Origin of the sequence: Streptomyces sp. NPDC002793 (assembly GCF_040295485.1) — a bacterium.
Taxonomy (GTDB): domain Bacteria; phylum Actinomycetota; class Actinomycetes; order Streptomycetales; family Streptomycetaceae; genus Streptomyces.
Genome location: NZ_JBEOVL010000011.1, coordinates 172907 through 194755, shown reverse-complemented (window position 1 = coordinate 194755; position 21849 = coordinate 172907). Strand labels below are relative to the sequence as shown.

The 21849-nt window shown below is 72.2% G+C and carries 15 protein-coding genes; 9 read left to right on the top strand and 6 right to left on the bottom strand.

Going from position 1 to position 21849, the window contains the following annotated elements; translation table 11 throughout:
* Positions 1–139 precede the first annotated feature (139 nt).
* The 9 genes from eccE (at position 140) to ABT001_RS13745 (ending at position 11853) form a co-directional block, all read left to right on the top strand.
* Positions 140–1480, top strand: coding sequence for a type VII secretion protein EccE (gene eccE / locus ABT001_RS13785; protein ID WP_351276331.1), 1341 nt, complete (start codon positions 140–142; stop codon positions 1478–1480).
* Positions 1477–2187 carry a hypothetical protein gene (locus ABT001_RS13780; protein ID WP_351276329.1) on the top strand — a complete coding sequence of 237 codons (711 nt, stop codon included), beginning with the start codon at positions 1477–1479 and terminating at the stop codon, positions 2185–2187. The genes eccE and ABT001_RS13780 overlap by 4 nt, the downstream gene beginning before the upstream one ends.
* An 84-nt stretch (positions 2188–2271) precedes the next feature.
* On the top strand, positions 2272–2505 hold the full coding sequence (locus ABT001_RS13775; protein WP_351276327.1) for a DUF397 domain-containing protein: 234 nt from the start codon (positions 2272–2274) through the stop codon (positions 2503–2505).
* A gap of 330 nt (positions 2506–2835) precedes the next feature.
* Complete coding sequence (locus ABT001_RS13770) at positions 2836–5724, top strand: SCO5717 family growth-regulating ATPase (RefSeq protein WP_351276325.1); 2889 nt, start codon at positions 2836–2838, stop codon at positions 5722–5724.
* Between the two features lie 195 nt (positions 5725–5919).
* On the top strand, positions 5920–7791 hold the full coding sequence (locus tag ABT001_RS13765) for an ABC transporter substrate-binding protein (protein WP_351276323.1): 1872 nt from the start codon (positions 5920–5922) through the stop codon (positions 7789–7791).
* Positions 7792–7794: 3 nt separating this feature from the next.
* Positions 7795–8886 carry an ABC transporter permease gene (locus ABT001_RS13760; protein WP_351276321.1) on the top strand — a complete coding sequence of 364 codons (1092 nt, stop codon included), beginning with the start codon at positions 7795–7797 and terminating at the stop codon, positions 8884–8886.
* Positions 8883–9803, top strand: a complete 921-nt coding sequence (locus ABT001_RS13755; protein ID WP_351276319.1) for an ABC transporter permease — start codon at positions 8883–8885, stop codon at positions 9801–9803. Before ABT001_RS13760 ends, ABT001_RS13755 begins: the two co-directional genes overlap by 4 nt.
* Complete coding sequence (locus ABT001_RS13750; protein WP_351276317.1) at positions 9800–10861, top strand: ABC transporter ATP-binding protein; 1062 nt, start codon at positions 9800–9802, stop codon at positions 10859–10861. Before ABT001_RS13755 ends, ABT001_RS13750 begins: the two co-directional genes overlap by 4 nt.
* Positions 10858–11853 (top strand): oligopeptide/dipeptide ABC transporter ATP-binding protein, encoded by a 996-nt coding sequence (locus ABT001_RS13745; RefSeq protein WP_351276315.1) that lies wholly within the window; start codon positions 10858–10860, stop codon positions 11851–11853. The genes ABT001_RS13750 and ABT001_RS13745 overlap by 4 nt, the downstream gene beginning before the upstream one ends.
* Before the next feature lie 122 nt (positions 11854–11975).
* Here the strand turns inward: ABT001_RS13745 and ABT001_RS13740 are convergent, their stop codons facing one another.
* From ABT001_RS13740 to infB, 6 genes are all read right to left on the bottom strand, one after another.
* The gene (locus ABT001_RS13740) at positions 11976–12929 is read right to left on the bottom strand and encodes a bifunctional riboflavin kinase/FAD synthetase (RefSeq protein WP_351276313.1); all 954 of its coding nucleotides are present in this window, start codon (positions 12927–12929) and stop codon (positions 11976–11978) included.
* Positions 12930–12972: 43 nt separating this feature from the next.
* Entirely contained in the window at positions 12973–16551 is a 3579-nt protein-coding gene (locus ABT001_RS13735) for a trypsin-like peptidase domain-containing protein (protein WP_351276311.1), read from the bottom strand.
* 214 nt (positions 16552–16765) lie between these two features.
* Positions 16766–17662, bottom strand: a complete 897-nt coding sequence (gene truB, locus ABT001_RS13730; protein WP_351276309.1) for a tRNA pseudouridine(55) synthase TruB — start codon at positions 17660–17662, stop codon at positions 16766–16768.
* Positions 17659–18117, bottom strand: a complete 459-nt coding sequence (gene rbfA / locus ABT001_RS13725) for a 30S ribosome-binding factor RbfA (protein WP_351276307.1) — start codon at positions 18115–18117, stop codon at positions 17659–17661. Before rbfA ends, truB begins: the two co-directional genes overlap by 4 nt.
* A 26-nt stretch (positions 18118–18143) precedes the next feature.
* Entirely contained in the window at positions 18144–18440 is a 297-nt protein-coding gene (locus ABT001_RS13720; protein WP_351276305.1) for a DUF503 domain-containing protein, read from the bottom strand.
* Between the two features lie 167 nt (positions 18441–18607).
* Entirely contained in the window at positions 18608–21754 is a 3147-nt protein-coding gene (gene infB / locus ABT001_RS13715) for a translation initiation factor IF-2 (protein WP_351276303.1), read from the bottom strand.
* Between the last annotated feature and the right edge of the window lie 95 nt (positions 21755–21849).

Genomic DNA, 21849 nt, shown 5'->3' with positions numbered 1-21849 from the left:
CCCTCCGCGGGCCGCTGCCCCCGACCGGGACCCCTACTATGCCTGTTGGCACTTGGCTCTCACCGCTCAGGTAGGGTGATCGCCCGATCAACGCCCGTGCAAAAAACGGTGAATACGGACACGAGGGGGCAACGCGGCGATGGCTGCAGCGACGGGGGAGCGCACCAGGCGGTCCACCCACCGAACGTCCGGCTCTTCCCGGCGGCAACGCAGCAACGGGCCTGACGGCACGGCTCCCCACCGGCCGGCGGACGCTCCCGCCGCGACCACGCTCCATTCGATCTCCAGGACCGGCCGCGTCGGACCCGCGCTCCGGCAGATGGTGCTCGTCGAAGCGGCCCTGGCGGTCGCCGTGGTGGGGGCGGCGCTCGGCGGTGCGTGGCTGATCCCCGCCGGTGTGATCGCCTGTCTCCTGATCCTCCTCGCGGTGGTACGCCGCCGTGGCCGGGCCGTGCAGGACTGGCTGTCGACCGTGTCGTCCCTCCGCCACCGCAGGCGTACGGCGACGGCACCCACCGCCGATACGGAGCCGCAGTTGGCTCCGGTGGCGGAGAACGTGCCGGGATTCGCTCCCTATATCTATGTGGACGGCGCACGCCGCACCGTGGGCATGGTCGGGGACGGCACGTTCCTGACGGCGGTCGTACGGGTCGAGGCCAGTGGTGAGTCGCTCCGCCAGGCCATGGGCGCGCGGGCGCTTCCGCTGTCCCTCCTGGGCGACGCGCTCGCGGTGGACGACATCGTGCTGGAGTCCGCACAGCTCGTGCAGCAGGTGCGGCCCGCTCCCGCACCGCATCTGCCGGAGCGGTCGGTGGCCCGGCTCTCGTACGCCCCTCTCCAGGACCGGACCGGGGCGCCCGCCCTGCGGATGACCTGGGTCGCGGTGAAGCTGGATCCCGAGCTGTGCCGGGAGGCCGTGGAAGCCCGCGGCGGCGGGATGGGAGGCGCCCAGCGCTGTCTGGTGCGGGTCGCGGACCATGTGGCGAGCCGGGTCACCGGCGCGGGGTTCCGTGCCTCGGTCCTGGACCAGGACGAGCTGAACTCCGCCGTGGCGACGTCCGCGTGCGCCAACCCCATCCTGTCTGCGCGCGCCGGACGCCCCGATGCGGCGCCGCAGCGACGGACGGCGGAGACGACGCGGGTCTGGCGCTGCGACGACCGCTGGCACACCACCTACGCGGTGGACCGCTGGCCCGAACTGGGCCGGGGGGCGACGCCGCTGCCGCGGCTCGTCGCGCTGCTGACCTCGGTGCCCGCGTACGCGACGACGTTCAGCCTGACGGTGCGACGCGGCGCGCACCAGGGGCATGTGTCGGTGCGCGGCCATGTGCGGATCACCGGCGGCTCGGACACCGAACTGGTCGGCGTACGACGGACGTTGGAGCAGGCCGCACGGCACGCGGAGGTCGGCCTCGTGCGGCTGGACCGCGAACAGCTGCCTGGTGTCCTGGCCACGCTCCCGCTGGGAGGCGCGCAGTGACGAAGCACCTCGCTCCGAGGCGGGGCCTGCTGGGCCCTCGCCACGCAGGCCACACCCTGGCCGCCGACCACCTCGGCGCACTGTCCCTGCCGGTGGGGGACGACGGCGTGATCATCGGCGACGACGCCGAAGGACGCCCGCAGATGATCGGGTTCCACCGGCCGACGCCGTACGACGTCCTGCTGATCGGCGGTCTGTGGACCGCGCAGGTGCTGGCGCTGCGTGCGGCCGGTACCGGGGCGCGGGTGGCGGTCGAGACGGGACGCACCCAGGCGTGGACCACGCTGGCTCAGGCGGCGGGTGCCGGCCTGGAGTGCATCTCGCTCCATGACGTGGGCCGGGTCCCGCCGACCGGGGCGACCGTGGGCAGCCCGGTGGTGGTGGTGCGCGACTGCGGCATGCGTCCGCCTCGCGGCCGGGTGGTGTCCTCGCCGTGGCAGTCGGTGCTGACTCTGCTGCCCTATCTGAGCCCGGTGGCACCCCGGTTGATGCGGGCGGCGACGCTCGTGGGCATTCAGCGGGTGTCGCCGGCCGAGGCGGAGCAGATCGGCCGGATCCTGGGACTCGCCCGCGCCGAGAGTGACGCCCTGCCCACGCTGGCGGACGGTGTCACCCTCTGGGTGGCGGGCCGTGAGCGCCACTGGGTGATGACCGGTGCGACGGATGTCGAGACGGGATTGCTGGGCACCGCTCGCAGGATGGACTGAATCCTCTCTCGTTCGCCCTCCGGATCCGCCGCTTTTCAGGATCATGGACGGGGAACGGCACAGTTCGACCGAAGGGACGGGCGCATGGGCACCCAGCAGGAAAAGGACGAGCTCTACGCTCTCGACATCTCGGATGTGGAGTGGCTGAGCGCACCCGGTACCGAGAACGTGGAGGAACGCGTCGAGATCGCTCATCTCCCGGGAGGCGCGGTCGCCATGCGCTCGTCGCTGGACCCGGAGACCGTGCTGCGCTACACGGAGGCGGAGTGGCGCGCGTTCGTACTGGGCGCGCGCGACGGTGAGTTCGACCTCACGTAGCCGAGGGCGCGGTGCGGGGGCGGCTGTCCGGGACGGCCGCCCCCGCACCTTGTCCGGCCCCGTACCGGTGCGCGACAAATGACCCGTTCCCTCATGTTCTGCCGCTCCCTTCTCATGTGAGGGCCGTACGTGACCTACGGGACAGTCACCGCTGCGCGATACGGCCTGCCGTAGTGCGCCCCATGGCGATTAGGGTGGGTGGTGCGCGGCAGAGGAACCTGCGGGCAGGCACTGCGCGTCGCAAGGGGGAGAGCCGGGCGGACCGGACAACGGGAACGGTCGCCCCCACCCACCACGGCACAAGGGTGCTCGACCACACCAGGAGGCAAAGTGAACGGCGATCGGGACGAAATCAGCGGGGGATGGAACACGCCCGTCGACGAGTCGTCCGACGCGGATCCCGCCGAGATGACGGGTGAGTTCACCATCGACTACACCCCGCCCGCCTGGTACACGCAGAGCGCGCCGGGTGACGCGTCCGGGGGAACGGGGTCGCACCTGGCGCCGCCTCCGCCGCAGGGTGCGCCGCTGTCCGGACCGGGGCTGTCGGCCTCCGGCCGGTTCGAGCCCGGCTGGCAGGCGGCGCCTTCCGAGGCGGCGTCCGCCGCCTCGTCCGAGCCGCCTTCGCCTTCCTTCGCGCCCGTTCCGCCGGCACCCGCCCCGGCCACTCCCGCTTCGGTCACTCCCGCTTCGGTGTCCGAGGAGCCGGAGGCCGTGAGCGGAGCGTTCGGCGGCGGCGATGTGGAGAGCGGCTCCACCATGCGGTTCTCTCCTGCCGCGCTGAAGCAGGAGATCGCCGAGCGCGAGGCGGCCAAGACCGAGGCCCAGGCCGAGCCCTCCGGTACCGGCGATTCCGCTGGGCCCGCATCCCCGGCCGTCCCGTCCGAGGCCGACGGCAGGGAGTTTTCCGGTCCCGTGGACGAGAAGGCCCCGGAAGCGGACGACGCGGCCGACGCCCCGGAGACGGACACGGCGCGGGAACCCGTACGGGCAGGCGGCGGACCGGACACGGATGACGAGCGGGCCGACGAGCCCGCGGACTTCGTGACGGACCCGCCCCGGCCTGCGGCCCCCCAGGCCCCGGCACCGCAGGCCCCGGCACCGCACGCCTCGGCACCCCGGGGCACGCCGCCGGGCGGCACACCGTCCGCCGACGCGCCTCAGGGTGCCGTGCCGCCGAACGCGCCGGCCCCGTGGTCCCCCGCGATGCCCCCGCCGAGCGCCCTTCCACCGTTGCCGCCCGCCTTCCAGCCGGCCGCGCCGCAGCCGAGCGCCCCCCAGCCCGCGCAGCAGTGGCCCGCACAGCACCAGCAGGCGCCGGCCGCCGGAGCTCCGGGCGGCTACGGATTCCCGCAGAACCAGACGCCGCCACCGCCCTCGCAGCAGCCGGTCCCGCCGGCGCCCCAGCAGCCGGTTCAGCCCAACGCGCCCGCGGCGCAGGGTGGTTACGGATTCCCGCAGGCCCCCCAGCAGGGCGGTTACGGATTCCCGCAGGCACCGCAGCAGCAGTTCCCCGCCCAGGGCGCACCGCAGCTGCCGCCGGGCGCACAGCCTCAGGGCGGTTACGGGTTCCCGGCTCCGGGAGCAGGTCAGCAGCCTCGGTTCCCCGCGCAGGGCCTCCCGCTGCCCCCGCAGCAGCCGGCCCAGGGCTCCCCGAACCTGCCCGCTCAGCAGCAGCCACAGCAGCAGCCCGAGGGCTACCAGCCCCAGCCGCCCGCTCAGCAGGCCCCCCAGGCCCCGCCCGTCGACCCGCGCACCGGGGCCGCCTGGCCGACGCCGGTCACCCATGACCAGCGCGAGCGCTCGGTGCCGGGTGCCCCGCTCGGTTACACGGCTGCCGTGGAGCTGTCGTCGGACCGGCTGGTCCGGGGCAAGCAGAAGGCCAAGAGCAGCCGTACCCCGTCCGCCGCCTCCCGTTTCAAGCTGGGCGGGAAGAAGGAGGAGATCGAGCGGCAGCGCAAGCTGGATCTGATCCGCACACCGGTGCTGTCGTGCTACCGGATCGCGGTGATCAGCCTCAAGGGCGGGGTGGGCAAGACCACGACGACCACCGCGCTCGGCTCGACGCTGGCCACCGAGCGTCAGGACAAGATCCTCGCCATCGACGCCAACCCGGACGCCGGCACACTCGGCCGCCGGGTGCGCCGCGAGACCGGGGCGACCATCCGCGACCTGGTCCAGGCGATCCCGTACCTCAATTCGTACATGGACATCAGGCGCTTCACCTCGCAGGCGCCCTCCGGTCTCGAGATCCTCGCCAACGACGTGGACCCGGCGGTCTCCACGGCCTTCAACGACGAGGACTACCGCCGGGCGATCGAGGTCCTGGGCAAGCAGTACCCGATCATCCTCACCGACTCGGGCACCGGCCTGCTCTACAGCGCGATGCGCGGCGTACTGGACCTCGCCGATCAGCTGATCATCATCTCGACGCCGTCCGTCGACGGCGCCTCCAGCGCGTCCACCACCCTGGACTGGCTGTCGGCGCACGGCTACGCGGAACTGGTGCAGCGCTCCCTGACCGTCATCTCCGGTGTCCGCGAGACCGGGAAGATGATCAAGGTCGACGACATCGTGCAGCACTTCGAGACCCGTTGCCGCGGTGTGGTGGTCGTGCCGTTCGACGAGCACCTGTCGGCCGGCGCCGAGGTCGACCTCGACATGATGCGCCCCAAGACCCGCGAGGCGTACTTCAACCTCTCCGCGCTCGTCGCGGAGGACTTCCAGCGGGCCCAGCAGCAGCAGGGGCTGTGGACGACCGACGGCAGCAACCCGCCGCCGCAGTTCGCCCCGCCCATGCCGGGAGGCCAGCAGGTGCCCGGCCAGCAGCCGTACGGTGGACAGCCCGGTCAGCCGTACCCGGGACAGCAGTACCCCGGACAGCCGTACCCCGGGCAGCAGCCGTATCCGCCCCAGCAGCCGTACGGGGGACAGCAGCCCTATCCGGGACAGCCGCAGCAGCAGCCGTACCCGGGGCAGCAGCCCCCGCCGCAGCAGTCGTACCCGGCGCACCCCGCGCCGGGTCCGCAGAACAACGCCTGGCAGCAGCAGCCGCCTCCCCAGGCGCAGCCCGGCGGAAATCCGGCCGGTCCGCCTCCGCAGCCCGTGCACCACGATGGCCAGGCACATCAGCCCGGACAGCCCGAACCGCAGGGCCCCGTTCCGCCGGCGGGCTGGCAGCAGCACCCTCCGCAGCCGCCGTCGGCGCCTCAGCAGTAGGGCAGTAGAGGTCTGAACCAATGAGGGCCCGCACCGTATACACGGTGCGGGCCCTCATCGCATTCCCGCAGACCACACACGGTTTGACGGACCGTTGACGCGCTCGACCGGCGCTGATAAACCTCTCCATCACCAGCTGGCGAACCAGAGATCATCCCGCCTTCACCGTGCGAGTCATGACGTGAGGTCCCGTCCATGGTCACAAGATTCCCTCCACGCCCCTCCCGCCCACGCGGCCGTCTGCGTGTCCTTCTCGCCTCCGGAGTCGCCGCACTGGCGCTGGCCGCCGGATCCGTGGTCCCCGGAAACCCGCTCGGCCCCGCGCCGCAGGAGGCGCGGGCCGCCGACGGGAAGTCGACGCTCACGGTCGCGGTCGCGCAGAGCGTCGACTCCCTGAGCCCGTTCCTCGCGCAGCGGCTGCTCTCCACGAGCATCATGCGGCTGATGTACGACTTCCTCACCAACTACGACGCCAAGGACAATCACACGGTCCCGGGCCTCGCCACCGCGTGGGAGCCCTCGGCCGACAAGCTGACGTGGACATACACCATCCGGACCGACTCGACGTGGTCGGACGGCGAGAAGGCGACCGCCGAGGACGCGGCATGGACCTTCAACACGATGATGACCGACGAGGGAGCCGCGACCTCCAACGGCAGCTTCGTCTCCAACTTCAAGAAGGTGACCGCGCCCAGCCCGGACAAACTGGTCGTCGAGCTGAAGCAGCCGCAGGCCACGATGACGGCGCTGGACGTGCCCATCGTTCCCGAGCACGTCTGGGAGAAGGTCGGCGACTTCTCCAAGTTCAACAACAACACGAAGTTCCCGATCGTCGGGAACGGCCCGTTCATCCTGACGGACTACAAGGTCGACAGCTATGTGAAGCTGGAGGCCAACAAGGACTTCTGGCGGGGTGCGCCCAAGTTCGACGAGCTCGTCTTCCGGTACTACAAGGACCAGGACGCCGCCGTCGCCGCTCTCCGAAAGGGTGAGGTCTCCTTCGTCGCCGGCAGTCCGAGTCTGACCCCCGCACAGGCCGCGTCGCTGAAGACCGCCGACAACATCAAGGTGAACGACGCCCCGGGCCGGCGCTTCTACGCACTGGCGACCAACCCGGGCGCGCGGACCAAGGACGGCAAGAAGTTCGGCGACGGCCACCCCGCCCTGCTGGACCAGAAGGTCCGCCGGGCGCTGTTCATGGCCGTGGACCGCACGGCCATCATCGACAAGGTCTTCCAGGGCTACGCCACGGAGGGCGAGGGCTACATCCCGCCCCGCTTCGACTCGTACTTCTGGAAGCCGTCGGCGGAGCAGAAGCTCGCCTACGACCCGGCGAAGGCCGGCGCACTCCTCGACGAGGCGGGCTACAGGAAGAACGGCGCGGGCAAGCGGACCGGCAAGGACGGCAAGCCGCTCGACTTCCGCATCCTGTGCCATGCCACGGACCCGAACGACAAGGCGATCGGCAAGTACCTCCAGGAGTGGTGGGGCGACCTCGGCATCGGCCTGGACGTCGACTGCCGTGACAACGTCTCCGACCCCTGGTACGCCGGTGAGTACGACCTGGCGTTCGACGGCTGGTCCGTCAATCCGGACCCCGACTTCGTGATGTCGATCCACACCTGTGCCGCGCTCCCGGCCGAGCCGAAGGAGACGGCGGCGACCGACAACTTCATCTGCGACAAGCCGTACGACGAGCTCTACGCGAAGCAGTTGGCGGAATACGACCCCGCCAAACGGGCCGACCTCGTGAAGCGGATGGAGTCGCGGCTGTACGACACGGGGTACATGAATGTCATGGCGTACCCGAATGCCGTCGAGGCCTACCGCACCGACCAGATCGAGTCCATCACGACCATGCCGTCGGACGCGGGCAACATCTACGGTCAGGACGGCTACTGGAGCTGGTGGTCGGCGGTCCCGGCCGCCGGTGCCTCGGGCGACTCGTCCGACGGCGGCAGCTCCACCGGAGTCCTCATCGGTGTCGGGATCGCCGTAGTCGTCCTCGCCGGTGGCGGGCTCCTGTTCGCCATGCGTCGTCGTTCCACCGCGGAAGACCGTGAATAGTCCATGAGCACTGAAAGCACTCCCGCGCTCCTGAAGGGCGCGGCGGGCGTGGACACCGTGCGGGTCGACGACCCGGCTCCGGCCGGGCCGTCGGCCCGTGGTCCACGCTCCCGCAGCACGACCGCGTACCTCCGGTATGCGGCGGGCAAGCTGGCCGGTGCGGCCGTCTCGCTGTTCGCCGTGCTGGTCACCAGTTTCTTCCTGTTCCGTCTGATCCCAGGCGACCCGGTCAAGCAGATGACCGGCGGCCGACAGGTGTCGACCGAGCAGATCGCCGCGATGCGCAAGGAATTCGGCCTGGACCTGCCGCTGTGGCAGCAGTTCACCGAGTACTGCGGCAAGGCCCTGACCGGGGACTTCGGTACGTCGTACCAGTTCCGCGCCCCCGTCATGGACAAGATCAGTGAGGCGCTGCCGGCGACGCTGCTACTCACCGGCTCCGCGTTCGTGATCTACACGGCGATCGGCATCTGGCTGGGGGCCAGATCCGCTTGGCGTAACGGTTCGGCAGGCGACCGCTTCCACACCGCCTTCGCGCTGACGCTCTACTCGGTGCCCTCGTTCTGGCTCGGTCTGCTCCTGATCATCACCCTTTCGGTCGGCATCGGGCCGATCCCCGGACTCTTCCCGACCGGCGGCATGGAGTCCGGCAGCGAGAGCGGTCTCGCCTACGTCCTCGACGTGACCCACCACCTCGTGCTGCCGGTCGTCACCCTCGTGGCCGTCGAGTACGCGCGCACCCTGCTGGTGATGCGCTCCTCGCTGCTCGACGAGATGGGCAGCGACTACCTGACGACGGCCCGGGCGAAAGGGCTGCGCGACGACCTCGTACGCCGCAGGCACGCCGTCCCGAACGCGATGCTGCCGACGGTGACGCTGCTCTTCGTCAACCTGGGCAACACGGTGGCGGGCGCCATCCTGGTGGAGACGGTGTTCTCCTGGCCCGGCCTGGGCGGACTGTTCTACCAAGCGCTGAGCGTTCCCGACCTGCCACTGGTGCAGGCGCTGTTCTTCCTCTTCGCCGCCGCCGTGATCCTGATGAACACGCTCGCCGATGTGCTCTATCCGCTCCTCGATCCCCGGGTGGGCCGATGACGACCACGACCGACGCCGCGCCCGCCATCGGCCCGCGCGCGCTGACCTGGACCCGCCGGCGTCTCGCGGCGGCCCGGTTCTGGCGGCAGTACCGCGGTCACCGGGCCGGTCTCGCCGGCCTGGTCGCGCTCGCGCTGATCGCCCTGACCGCACTGGCCGCCCCGCTGCTGGTGGGCGCCGGCTCGCAGAGCGTCACCGACGCGCCGGGCGGCCCGCTGGAGTCGCCGAGCGCCGAGTTCCCCCTCGGCACCGACCAGTTCGGCCGCAGTCTGCTCGCCCTCCTGGTCTGGGGGACGCGCGTGTCACTGACCGTCGGCCTGCTCGCCGCGTTCCTCTCCGTGGCCATCGGAACCCTGGTGGGCATCACGGCCGGGCACTTCAAGGGGTGGTACGGCAACGTCGTCATGCGGATCACCGACTGGTTCCTGGTGATGCCGACACTGGTGCTCGCCATCGCGCTGGCCACCGTTCTCTCACGGTCCCTCTGGACGACGGTGCTCGCCATCGGTGTGACGACCTGGCCGACGACCGCGCGACTGGTGCGCGCCCAGACCCTGTCCGTGGAGTCACGTCCGTACATCGAGCGCTCCAGGGCCCTCGGCGGCGGGCACGGGCACATCATGTCCCGGCACGTGCTGCCCAATGTGATGCCCCTGGTGCTCGCACAGACGACGCTGGTGATCTCCACCGCCATCCTCACCGAGGCGACCCTCGCCTTCCTCGGGCTCGGCGATCCCACGATCGTCTCCTGGGGCGGGCTGCTCCAGGACGCCCGTGAGGCCGGAGCGGTCAGCTCAGGCAACTGGTGGTACCTCGCTCCGCCCGGACTCGCCATCGCGGTCGTCGCCCTCGCGTTCACGCTGTGCGGCCGCACCGTCGAGTCCGTGCTCAACCCCAAGCTGGGGGTGTCCCGTTGACCGCCGTGAAGACCGAGAGCGTTCCGAAGCCGGAGACCGGGCGGCCGCTGCTCGACGTCCGGAATCTGCATGTGACCTACGGATCCGGGGCCTCGGCCGTCCCCGCCGTGCGAGGTGTCGACCTGCGGGTCGAGGCGGGCCGGAAGCTGGGCATCGCCGGGGAGTCCGGCTGCGGGAAGTCGACGCTGGCGCTCGCGCTGCTGCGACTGCTGCCCGCCTCCGCGACCCTGAGCGGCGAGATCCTGCTGGACGGCGAGGACGTCCTCACCATGAAGTGGGGACGGTTGCGCGCCGTGCGCTGGGCGGGGGCGTCGATCGTGTTCCAGGGCGCGATGCACTCCCTGAACGCCGTGCACCGCATCGGGGACCAGATCGCCGAACCGATTCTGCTCCACAGCAAGGAGACCCCGGCGGCCGCGCGCAGGCGGGCGGGTGAACTGCTGGAGCAGGTGGGGCTGCCGGCCGCCCGCGCCGACGCCTATCCGCACGAGCTGTCCGGGGGTCAGCGCCAGCGCGTGATGATCGCGATGGCGCTGGCCTGCGACCCACGGCTGATCATCGCCGACGAACCCACCACGGCTCTCGACGTGATGATCCAGGCGCAGATCCTGCGGCTGATCGAGCAGCTCGTCAGCGACCAGGACCTCGGCCTGATCATGATCAGCCATGACCTGGCGGTGCTCTCCGACACATGCGACCGGCTGTCGGTGATGTACGCCGGCCGGGTCGTCGAGGAGGGCCCCGCCAAGCAGGTGTACGAGAGCGCCAGGCACCCCTACGGCAGCGCCCTCTCGGCCGCCTTCCCCCGCATCGGTGACCTCACGTCGCGGCACGCGCCGCGCGGCCTGCCGGGCGACCCGCCGGACCCGTCGGCTCTGCCCTCCGGCTGTACGTTCCATCCGCGCTGCACCGCGGCGCTCGACTCCTGTGCCACCGAGGACCCGGCGCTGCGCCCGGCCGGCCCGTCGCGGCGGGCGGCCTGCGTGCTGGTGGGACCGGAAGCCACCGCGACGCCCGGTCCGCACGGCGGCACCGAGGAAGCAAGGAGCAGCTCATGACGACCACTCCCCCGGCTCCCCTGCTCAGTGCCCAGGCCCTGCAGGTGGCCTTCCCCGGCCGGCGGGGCGCGGCGACCGCGCTGGCGGTCGACGGGGTCGACCTCGACATCAGCCCCGGTGAGATCGTCGCCCTGGTCGGCGAATCGGGCTGCGGGAAGACGACGCTCGCCCGGTCGCTGCTGGGTCTGGTGCCGCCCACGGCCGGCCGGGTCACCTTCGACGGTGTGCCTCTGGACTACGGGGGCCGGGCCCTCAAGGCGTACCGCAAGCGGGTGCAGCTGGTGCTCCAGGATCCCAGCGGCTCCCTCAACCCCCGCCACACGGTGTACGACGCGGTGGCGGAGGGCCTGCGTATCCACGGCTACGCGGGCGACGAGCGCGGAGCCGTGTCAGGGGCGCTGGCACGGGCGGGGCTGCGGCCTCCGGAGCGGTTCTTCCTGCGTTACCCGCACGAGCTGTCCGGCGGTCAGCGCCAGCGCGTCGTCATCGCGGGCGCGCTGGTCCTGGAGCCGGAGCTCATCGTCGCCGACGAGCCCGTGGCCTCGCTGGACGCCTCGGTGCGCGGTGAGATCCTGGCGCTGCTGCTGCGGCTGCGTGACGAGCTGGGCCTGTCGGCGCTGGTGGTGACGCACGACCTGGGACTGGCCTGGAACATCGCGGACCGGGTGGCGGTGATGTATCTCGGCCGGATCGTGGAGACGGGTGACGTCGAGCAGATCCTCACGGCTCCCCGGCACCCGTACACCCAGGCGCTGCTGTCCGTGCTGCCGGAGGCGGACGGCGAGCCGGTGATCCTGACGGGCGAGCCGCCGGACCCCTCGAAGGTCCCGTCCGGGTGCCGCTTCCACGCCCGCTGCCAGGTCCTCGCCTCGGGCGAGGCGGAGCGGGCGGGCGTCGCGGACGCGTGCCGCACCCAGGATCTTCCGGTGCTGGAGGGGGGCGGTCTGACCCAGGTGGCCTGCCACTGGGCGGCGGGGACGGGCGTCTCCTGACTCGGGGCCTGGACTCGCGGCCGTGGCGGGTCGCCCCGGCCGGATCGCCCGGCCGTCCCGCTTCGCCCACCCGGGCACCCCGCCGCCCGGCGATCCGGTCGGTGCGGGTGCGCCGGCCGGCGTCAGGCCCGTTCGTACGCCGCGATCAGCTCGCCGGACCGCTTCACGTCGTCGGCCATCGCCACGATCAGGTCGTCGATCGACTCGAACTTCAGCATGCCCCGTACATAGGCGAGGAAGTCCACCGCGACGTGCAGCCCGTACAGGTCGAGGCCGACGCGGTCGATCGCGTACGCCTCGACGGTCCGCTCGACGCCGTCGAACTGCGGGTTCGTGCCCACGGAGATGGCGGCGGGCATCGCCTCGCCGTCGACCGTGAGCCAGCCGGCGTAGACACCGTCGGCGGGGATCGCGGTGTGCGGCAGGGTCTCCACGTTGGCCGTGGGGAAGCCGAGCTCGCGGCCGCGCTGCGCTCCGCGCACCACGACGCCCTCGACCCGGTGCGGGCGGCCGAGGATCTCCGCCGCCCCCGCGACGTCGCCCTCGGCGATCAGACGGCGGGTGAGCGTGGAGGAGAACGGCTCGCCGCCGCCCGCGTCACCGCTCACGTAGAGGTCGATGACCTCGGTCTCGTAGTCGTACGTCGGACCGAGCTCGGCGAGGAAGGTGACGTTGCCCGCCGCCCGGTGTCCGAAGCGGAAGTTGGGGCCTTCGATGACCAGCTTCGCGTGCAGCTTGTCGACGAGCACCCTCGTGATGAAGTCGGCCGGCGAGAGCTGCGAGAAGGCGGCGGTGAACGGCAGGATCAGCACCGCGTCCACCCCGAGCCCGGCCATCAGCTCGGCGCGCCGGTCGTGCGGTGCGAGCAGCGGCGGGTGCGTGCCGGGGCGGACGACCTCGCTGGGGTGCGGGTCGAAGGTGACGACGACGGAGGGCACCCCGAGCTCGCGCGCCCGCTCGACGGCCCGGCCGATGATCAGCTGGTGTCCGCGGTGCACCCCGTCGTAGGACCCGATGGTGACGACGCTGCGTCCCCAGCCCTCAGGGATGTCCTCCAAGCCACGCCAGCAGTGCACTGTGACCGCTCCTCGCCCGAACCTGTGTACGTGTGTGTGTCCATTACGCAGGTCTAAGACTGCCATGCTCACGTCCCGCGGCCTGCATCGGCATCGGGATGCCGGACCGCGAACCGTCGAGGGCCTCGACCGTGCGCCGGGCGCCCGAGCCCACGACGGCGGCCCACTCCTGTGGGGCGTCCGCCAGCCAGCGGGTGACGAGGGCCGCGAATCCGGGGACGTCCCGGGCGAGTTCGACGAGCCCTCGGTCGAAGCGGGCCGCGCCCTCGGGTGTCCGAGCGAGGAGCGTCCCGGTGCGGTGGACCAGGGCCCGTGTGCGGGCCTCGGGGCGGCGGCCGGATCCTGCGGCGGCCGCCCGCAGCAGGGCGTCGAGGGCCTCCGGGTCCCTGCCGGTGTCCTGTTCGAACTCCAGCAGCGCCTCCAGCAGCTCGGCCCGCAGCGGCCTCGAAGCGGCGCTCCCCGGGGCTGCCAGCACCTGGGCGAGCGCGGCACGTACGGGCGGTGGCACGGGAGGGTCGCGCAGCAGCCCGGCCAGCAGGGGAAGCAGCAGCGCCCGGGCGGCCGGGCTCTGCTCCAGCCTGACGTCGACGTAGGCGGCGGTCCCCGGCCCGGCGTCCTCGCCGTGGCGGCCGCGGCTGTCGATGTAGTCGCGTACGAGGCCCGGGGCGTGCAGGGCCAGGGCGGGCGTGTCTGAGGAGGCCAGTTCCCGCAGGACGTCGCCCGCGGCCGCGCCGGGCAGCGACAGGCGCGCCTGGAGCGCGGCGAGCACCGGCTCGGGGTGCTCGGCGAAGACCTTCGTGAGCAGGGTGACCGGGAGCCGGGGGTCTCCAGCGGCGAAGACCCGCAGGGCCTGCGGCAGATGGCGGCCCCCCGTATCCGGATCCCCTACGAGGACGGTGAGCGCCTGGGCGTGCAGGGCCGTGTCGTCCGGCCGGGCCAGCAGGGACAGGGCCGCGCCGCGCAGCAGCGCGCGTTCGGGGCCGGGAAGGGTGCGGTCGGCGGCGAGCGTGGCGTGGGCGGCCGCGGCCGCGCGCCGCTCGGGCCGCTCCTCGTCGCGCGCCCAGCGGTCGACGGCTCGGCAGAGAGCGGCGGGTTCGTCCTCGGCGAGGGTGGCGAGCAGTTCGGTGGCACGCGGGTGGTCCGTGTCGACGAGTGCCTCGGCCAGGTCGTCGACGGCGAGCTCCCGGCGGGCGTACAGGAGGGCCTGCGCGGCGGCGGCCACGGTGAGCCGCATCGGCACGCCTTCCTCCGCGGGCAGCGGGCTCTCGTCGGTGAACCAGCGGCACAGCAGTGCCTGGACGGTCGTGGGACGGGCGGCCAGACGCCGGGACACGGCGTCCAGATAGCGTTCGGAGCCGTCCGTGCGGGAGGCGCCGTCGGCGGGCAGGAGACGGCGCAGCAGGTCGATCCGGTCGTCCTCGGGCAGCCGGACACGGCGCCAGAACCACGGCCCGTATGCGGCGTAGGGGCCGAGCGAGGCCGGCCCGCCGCCGGACAGGGAACGCCGGGTGATCCGTCCGGCGAGTACCCGCAGCACCCCGACGTAGGGCCGGGCGTCCTCGACCCTGAGCAGGCTCTCCCGGAGCAGGCGGGCTGCCCACCAGGTCGCGTCGGTGAGTCGGTCCCGCTGCCCCGGCAGGGACGGCAGGCGGTCCATCGCCTCGATCAGGTCCGCCATCCGGTGGGCCAGCGCCGCGTGTCCCTGCCGCCGTTCCAGCAGGAGCATCGCCTGGAGCACCGGGCCGATGCGATGGCGCGGCACGGGAAGGTTCCGGGGTTCCGCCGCCTCCGGCGGACCGGGCACCGGCCGCGGGGCGGGTGCGTGCTCCTCGGGCGTTCCCTCCGCGTGCCAGCGGTGGACCAGCGAGTGCAGTGCCGAGTCCAGGTCGAGGTGGGCTCCCTGCACCCAGTCGCCCAGCTCCTCGTGGGCGAAGCGGTATCCCGCGCCCGCCGGGACCAGCAGCCCTTCGGTGAGGACCGCCGAGGCCCAGCCCGTGCGCCAGGGGAAGATCTCCTCGAACGCCGTCCTGTCCAGCTCGCCCTGGCCCGGCCCGAGGCAGCGCCTGGCCGCCTCATGGACCTGGCCGGCCACCTTCGCCGCCAGCCTGCGGACCTCCGCGCCACGGAGCCGGGGCTCGGCCTGAGCCCCGATCCGGACGGCGATGCGGACGCAGGTGAGGTCCAGGTGGGCGGCGAAGACCTCCTCGGTCCCGGGCCTGCCCGGCACATCGGGGGGCAGCGCGGCCCGCACCTCGGCGAGCAGGCGCAGGGTCAGGGGGTGCCGGTCGTGCCCCGGAGTGATCGTGCCGGGCGGGATGCCGTACCGCTCCTGGGCCCGCTCGGCCTGTTCCGCCGTGAGGTCGCCGAGCCTGACGGAGGGCGGCAGCCCTCCCGCGGGCCGCTCGGGCTGGTGCAGGGCGTCCGGCGGGTACAGCGCGCCGGCCGTTTCCCAGTGCTCGGGGCGGCAGGCCACGGCCATCCGCACCTCGTGGGCCTGGAGCCACTCGGCCGTCGCGCCGGCCCACCCCGCGAGCCGGTGGGCCAGCAGGGGCGGCATCTCCTCCGGGCCGTCCACGACGACCAGCAGCGGGTCCCCGGACGCCGCCGCGAGGCGGGCCACCCGCTCGGGGGTGGCCGCCTCCATGTCGCCCCGGCCCCCGGCGGCGGTGATGATCCTCCCGGAGCGCCGGAGCGCCCGGCTCATCGCGTCGGTGACCGAGGCGTCGTCGGCCAGCAGATCCGCTCCGCGCAGCCAGAGCGTCAGGGCGGGGACGGGCCCCCGTGCCCGGCGGTCGGCCAGCGCGGCGAGCTCCGTGGTGCGGCCGCTCCCTGGAGCGCCGACCAGGCCGAGCACGGGCCGGGCCCCGGTCTCGAAGGCGGTGAACTCCGCCCTGACGCGCGGGCGTTCGACGGTCTCCGAGCCGCAGGGCCGGCCGTCGGCGTGGCCGAGCGAGGTCGCGGTCAGCTGGAGCGCGCCCGCGAGGTTGAGGTCACAGCCGTAGCCGGGGACCGTGTTCGCGTTGCGCCGGAGCACCTCGGCCAGCGGCCCGGGGGCGCCCTCGGGTGTCAGTGGCACCGCGAGGCCCGCGGTCTCGCGCCCCGCGCTCAGTGCGGTCGAGAGGACGCCCAGGACCGCCCCCGTACGCGGATCCGTCACGGGCCCTCCCACGGCGGCTCCGCCGGAGCTCAGCGCGTCGCGCCCGTCCGTGCCGAGGACGAGCTCCAGCGCCTCGCTCACGGGGTGGTCGCGTCCGCCCTCGGAGTACGTCGCCCGAGTCGTGCCGAGGACCCGTGCCTCGCGCCAGCCGTGGGCGGCGATCCGGACATAGGTGCCCGTCTCGATCTGTTCGCGCACGGCGATGGGGAGCGGCTCCACGCCGAGGGTCGCGTGGCCGCCGGTACGCAGCAAGGCCAGGCCCTGAGCGGGCAGCGCGATGACGTCGTCGGGACCGACGGAGCACCCGCGGCCGTCCGCGGCCCGTAACGTCAGGAGCTCGTGGCGTGCGACGGCCTGATGGCTGGTGACGACCGTGCCGCGGTCGTCCGCGACGAATCCGGTCCCCCGCGGCCGGCCGGCCTGATCGCAGATTCTCACAAGTTTCGACCGGTCCCCGCTGCCCATGGACCGACGGTAGATGCCGGAGATCGCCACCGAAAACGAACGGGGCGAAAGCGCCCCCCTCGCACCCCTCGATCACTCCGAGCGCCCGTCCATTGGGGTGAATCTCCGGGTTCGATTGGACAGGAATGGTCGCGGGAGGGGGATCGTGGGGCGGGCGCTCGGGGTGATGATCCGGGGGGAGGCGCCCGCTCCACGATGGGCCGTGAGGAGCCCGTCAGGCGAAGACGGCGAGGCTCTTGGCCTTGCCCTTCTGCTCCTCGACGAGCACCAGGAACGTCCCGTCGGGCCCGAAGACCCCGACCGGCCCCGGCGGATACGACGGCATGTCCACCCGTACGCCGTTGAGCAGGAGCTTGGCGCGCCGCTCGTCCACGTCCCAGCGCGCGAAGGCCGAGGCGGCGGCCTCGGCCACCGGCATCACGGTCAGTTCCTGCTGATGCTGGTCGAGGGTGCGCGCCGCATCCAGGCCGTACGGTCCGACGCGGGTCCGGCGCAGCGCTGTCAGGTGCCCGCCGACGCCGAGTCCGGCGCCGAGGTCGCGGGCCAGGGCGCGGATGTACGTACCCGAGGAGCAGACGACGGAGACGACCAGGTCGACGACCGGGGTGCCGTCCGCCGCGACGGCCTCGCGGACGTCGTGGACCTGGAAGGACGAGATGGTCACCGGGCGGGCCGGGATCTCGAACTCCTCGCCGCCACGCACCCGGGCGTAGGACCGCTTGCCGTCGATCTTGATGGCACTGACCTTGGACGGCACCTGCATGATCGGGCCGCTCAGGGCGGCCACCCCGACGTCGATTCCCTCACGGGTCACTCCCGAGGCGTCGGTGGACGAGGTGATCTCGCCCTCCGCGTCGTCGGTGACGGTGTCCTGGCCGAGCCGGATCGTACCGAGGTACTCCTTCTCGGTCAGGGCGAGGTGGCCGAGCAGCTTGGTCGCCCGCTCGACGCCGAGTACGAGGACGCCGGTCGCCATCGGGTCCAGCGTGCCGGCGTGGCCGACCCGCCGGGTGCGGGCGATGCCGCGCATCTTGGCCACGACATCGTGCGAAGTGAAGCCGGACGGCTTGTCGACGATGACAAGGCCGTCCGGCGTTTTGTTCTGCGTCATGCGGAAGGTGAGCCCTCGCCGTTCTCGTGCTCGTCCTCCGGCTTGCGGTACGGGTCCGCGTCGCCGGCGTACGTGGCCCCCGAGGACGCCTCGCGGACCTTGGCGTCCGAGGCACGTGCCCGGTCGAGCAGGTCCTCGATCGCCTTGGCGTTGTCCGGCAGGGCGTCCGCCACGAAGGCCAGGGTCGGGGTGAACTTCGTCCCCGCCGCGGCACCGACCGCGGAGCGCAGGATGCCCTTGGCGCTCTCCAGTCCGGCGGCCGCGCTGGCCCGCTCCTCGTCGTCGCCGTAGACCGTGTAGAAGACCGTGGCCTCCCGCAGATCGCCGGTGACACGGGTGTCCGTGATGGTCACGTGCGTGCCCAGACGCGGGTCCTTGATACCGCGCTGCAGTTTCTCGGCGACCACCACCTGGATGAGGTCCGCCAGCTTCTTCGCCCGCGCGTTGTCGGCCACTGGTCCGTCTCCTTCTTAAGCCTTGCTCAATCGTCTTCGTCGCTGTGCAGCCGCCGTCGTACGGACAGCAGCTCCACCTCCGGCCGGCCCGCGATCATGCGTTCGCACCGGTCGAGTACGTCTGTGAGGTGTCCGGTGTCCCCGGAGACCACGGCAAGGCCGATCTCGGCCCTGCGGTAGAGGTCCTGCTCGCCCGTCTCCGCGACGCTCACCGCGAACTTGCGGTGGAGTTCGGCGACGATGGGGCGGACGACGGAGCGTTTCTCCTTCAGCGACCGTACGTCGCCGAGGAGCAGATCGAAGGACAGAGTCCCCACATACATGTGTGTCCGGATGTCCCGCCGGTTCGGGTTCGCGCCCCGCCATCGCTTGGCAGGGACACCCAGAACCGTACACGGAACGGCCGGGGCCGATCGACGGAATTACGACCCGTCGACCGGCCCCGACTGTGCAGGGGACCCGGGGGTCTCCCCCCGGGAATCCCCGTTGATCAGCCTCGCGGCTTCTCGCGCATCTCGTACGTCGCGATGACGTCGTCGATCTTGATGTCGTTGAAGTTCCCGAGGTTGATACCGCCCTCGAAGCCTTCGCGGATCTCGGTGACGTCGTCCTTGAAGCGACGCAGACCGGAGATGTTGAGGCTCTCCGCGATGACCTTGCCATCGCGCAGCAGGCGCGCCTTGGTGTTGCGCTTGACCTCGCCGGACCGGACCAGCACACCGGCGATGTTGCCCAGCTTGGACGAGCGGAAGATCTCGCGGATCTCCGCCGTGCCGAGCTCGACCTCTTCGTACTCCGGCTTGAGCATGCCCTTGAGGGCCGCTTCGATCTCTTCGATCGCCTGGTAGATGACCGAGTAGTACCGGACGTCCACGCCTTCGCGCTCGGCCATCTGCTCGGCACGCCCTGCGGCGCGCACGTTGAAGCCGATCACGATGGCGTCGGAGCCGGTCGCCAGGTTGATGTCCGACTCGGTGACCGCACCCACACCGCGGTGCAGGACCCGGATGTCGACCTCTTCACCGACGTCGAGCTGGAGCAGCGAGGACTCGAGAGCCTCCACCGAACCGGACGCGTCGCCCTTGATGATGAGGTTGAGCTCCTGGACAAGACCGGCCTTGAGCGCCTCGTCCAGGTTCTCCAGGGAGAACCGGACACCCTTGCGGGCGAAGTTGGCGTTGCGCTCACGGGCGGCACGCTTCTCGGCGATCTGACGGGCCGTACGGTCCTCGTCGACCACCAGGAAGTTGTCGCCGGCACCCGGGACGTTGGTGAGACCCAGGACCAGGACGGGGGTCGAGGGACCCGCTTCCTGGACGTTGTTGCCGTTGTCGTCGAGCATCGCCCGGACACGGCCGTACGCGTCGCCGACGACCATCGTGTCACCGATGCGCAGCGTGCCTCGCTGGACGAGGACGGTCGAGACCGCACCGCGGCCGCGGTCGAGGTGGGACTCGATCGCAATACCCTGCGCGTCCTGCTCCGGGTTGGCCCGCAGGTCGAGCGAGGCGTCGGCGGTGAGGACGACGGCCTCCAGCAGCGCCTCGATGTTGAGGCCCTGCTTGGCGGAGATGTCGACGAACATCGTGTCGCCGCCGTACTCCTCGGCCACCAGACCGAACTCGGTGAGCTGACCGCGCACCTTGGTCGGGTCGGCACCCTCGACGTCGATCTTGTTGACCGCGACCACGATCGGCACCTCGGCCGCCTTGGCGTGGTTCAGCGCCTCGATCGTCTGCGGCATCACACCGTCGTTCGCCGCCACCACGAGGATCGCGATGTCGGTGGACTTCGCACCACGTGCACGCATGGCGGTGAACGCCTCGTGACCCGGGGTGTCGATGAAGGTGATCCGGCGGTCCTCGCCGTTGACCTCGGAGGAGACCTGGTACGCACCGATGTGCTGCGTGATCCCGCCGGCCTCGCCCGCAACGACGTTCGTCTTGCGGATCGCGTCCAGCAGTCGGGTCTTACCGTGGTCGACGTGACCCATGACGGTCACGACCGGCGGACGGGAGACCAGGGCCTCTTCGCCGCCCTCGTCCTCACCGAACTCGATGTCGAAGGACTCGAGCAGCTCGCGGTCCTCCTCCTCCGGGCTGACGATCTCGAGGACGTAGTTCATCTCGTCCGCGAGGAGCTTCAGCGTCTCGTCGGAGACGGACTGCGTGGCGGTGACCATCTCGCCGAGGTTCATCATCACGGCGACGAGCGACGCCGGGTTGGCGTTGATCTTCTCCGCGAAGTCGGTCAGGGACGCACCGCGCGACAGCCGGACAGCCTGCCCGTTGCCACGGGGCAGCATGACGCCGCCCACCGACGGGGCCTGCATGGCCTCGTACTCCTGGCGCCTCTGACGCTTCGACTTGCGGCCACGACGCGCGGGACCACCGGGACGGCCGAACGCACCCTGTGTGCCACCACGGGCACCCGGGCCGCCGGGACGTCCACCGAAGCCGGGACGACCGCCGAAGCCGCCGCCACCACCGGGACGGCCCGCGCCGCCACCGCCGCCGGGACCACCGGGACGGCCGGCGAAACCGCCGCCGCCACCACCGGGACCGGCCGGACGGCCTGCGAAGCCGCCGCCACCCGGACGACCGCCGCCGCCACCGGGGCGACCGCCGCCACCGGTACCGGGACCACGGCCACCGCCGGGGCCACCACCGGGACGCGGACCCGCTGCGGGACGCTGCGGCATCATGCCCGGGTTCGGACGGTTACCCGAGGGGGCACCGCCCGGACGGGGAGCCTGCGGACGGGGCATGCCGCCCGGAGAGGGACGTGCACCACCCTGGCCCTGGGGGCGCGGGGCGCCACCGGGACCACCCTGCGGGCGCGGGGCGCCGGGGCGCTCCTGACCGCCGCCGGGGCGCGGGGCACCGCCGGGACGGGGCGCCTGGGGGCGCGCCATGCCGGTGGAACCGCCGGAGGTGAAGGGGTTGTTGCCCGGACGGGGACCCGCCGGACGTGCGCCGCCGGGGCGCGGTGCGCCCTGGCCCGCGGGACGTGCGGGGCGGTCTCCGCCGCGCTCGCCGCCACGGCCACCGTCACGCTGGCCGCCTTCGCGGCCGCCGTCACGCTGACCACCGTCGCGCTGACCGCCGGCCGGAGCCGGACGGGCGGGGCGCGGTCCAGGGGTGGCACCCGCGGGACGCGGGGCCTGCTGGGGTGCGGCCGGCTGCTGTGCCGGAGCCGGAGCCGAGAACTCCGCGGCGGGCACCGGAGTGACCGGGGCGGGCTTCGGCGCGGGCTTCGGACCCGGACGGGGGGCCGAAGACGTGGAGGGCGCAGACGGCGCGGACGGCGCCGCCGGGGTGCTCGCCGGAGCCTCGGCAGCGGCCGGCTTGGGGGCCGGTGCGCCGGGCTTCGGGGCAGCAGGACGTGCCGCAGCGGCCGGGGAGGGCGCTGCGGGCTTTGAGGGGGCGGCCTTGCGGGGCGCGCCAGGCTTTGCAGCGGACTTGCCGGCGTTGCCACCGGGACCCTGCAGTGCGTCAGTCAACTTGCGTACGACCGGCGCCTCGATCGTCGAGGACGCCGAACGGACGAATTCACCGAGTTCTTGGAGCTTGGCCATGACGACCTTGCTCTCCACCCCGAACTCCTTGGCGAGTTCGTATACCCGGACCTTAGCCACTTCGCTCCTTTTAGGTCCGGGTTACCGCCGGACCGTCGCTACTTCATGGGCGTACTCATCGCGTACTCATCGAGTGCTCATCGCAATCTCGACCT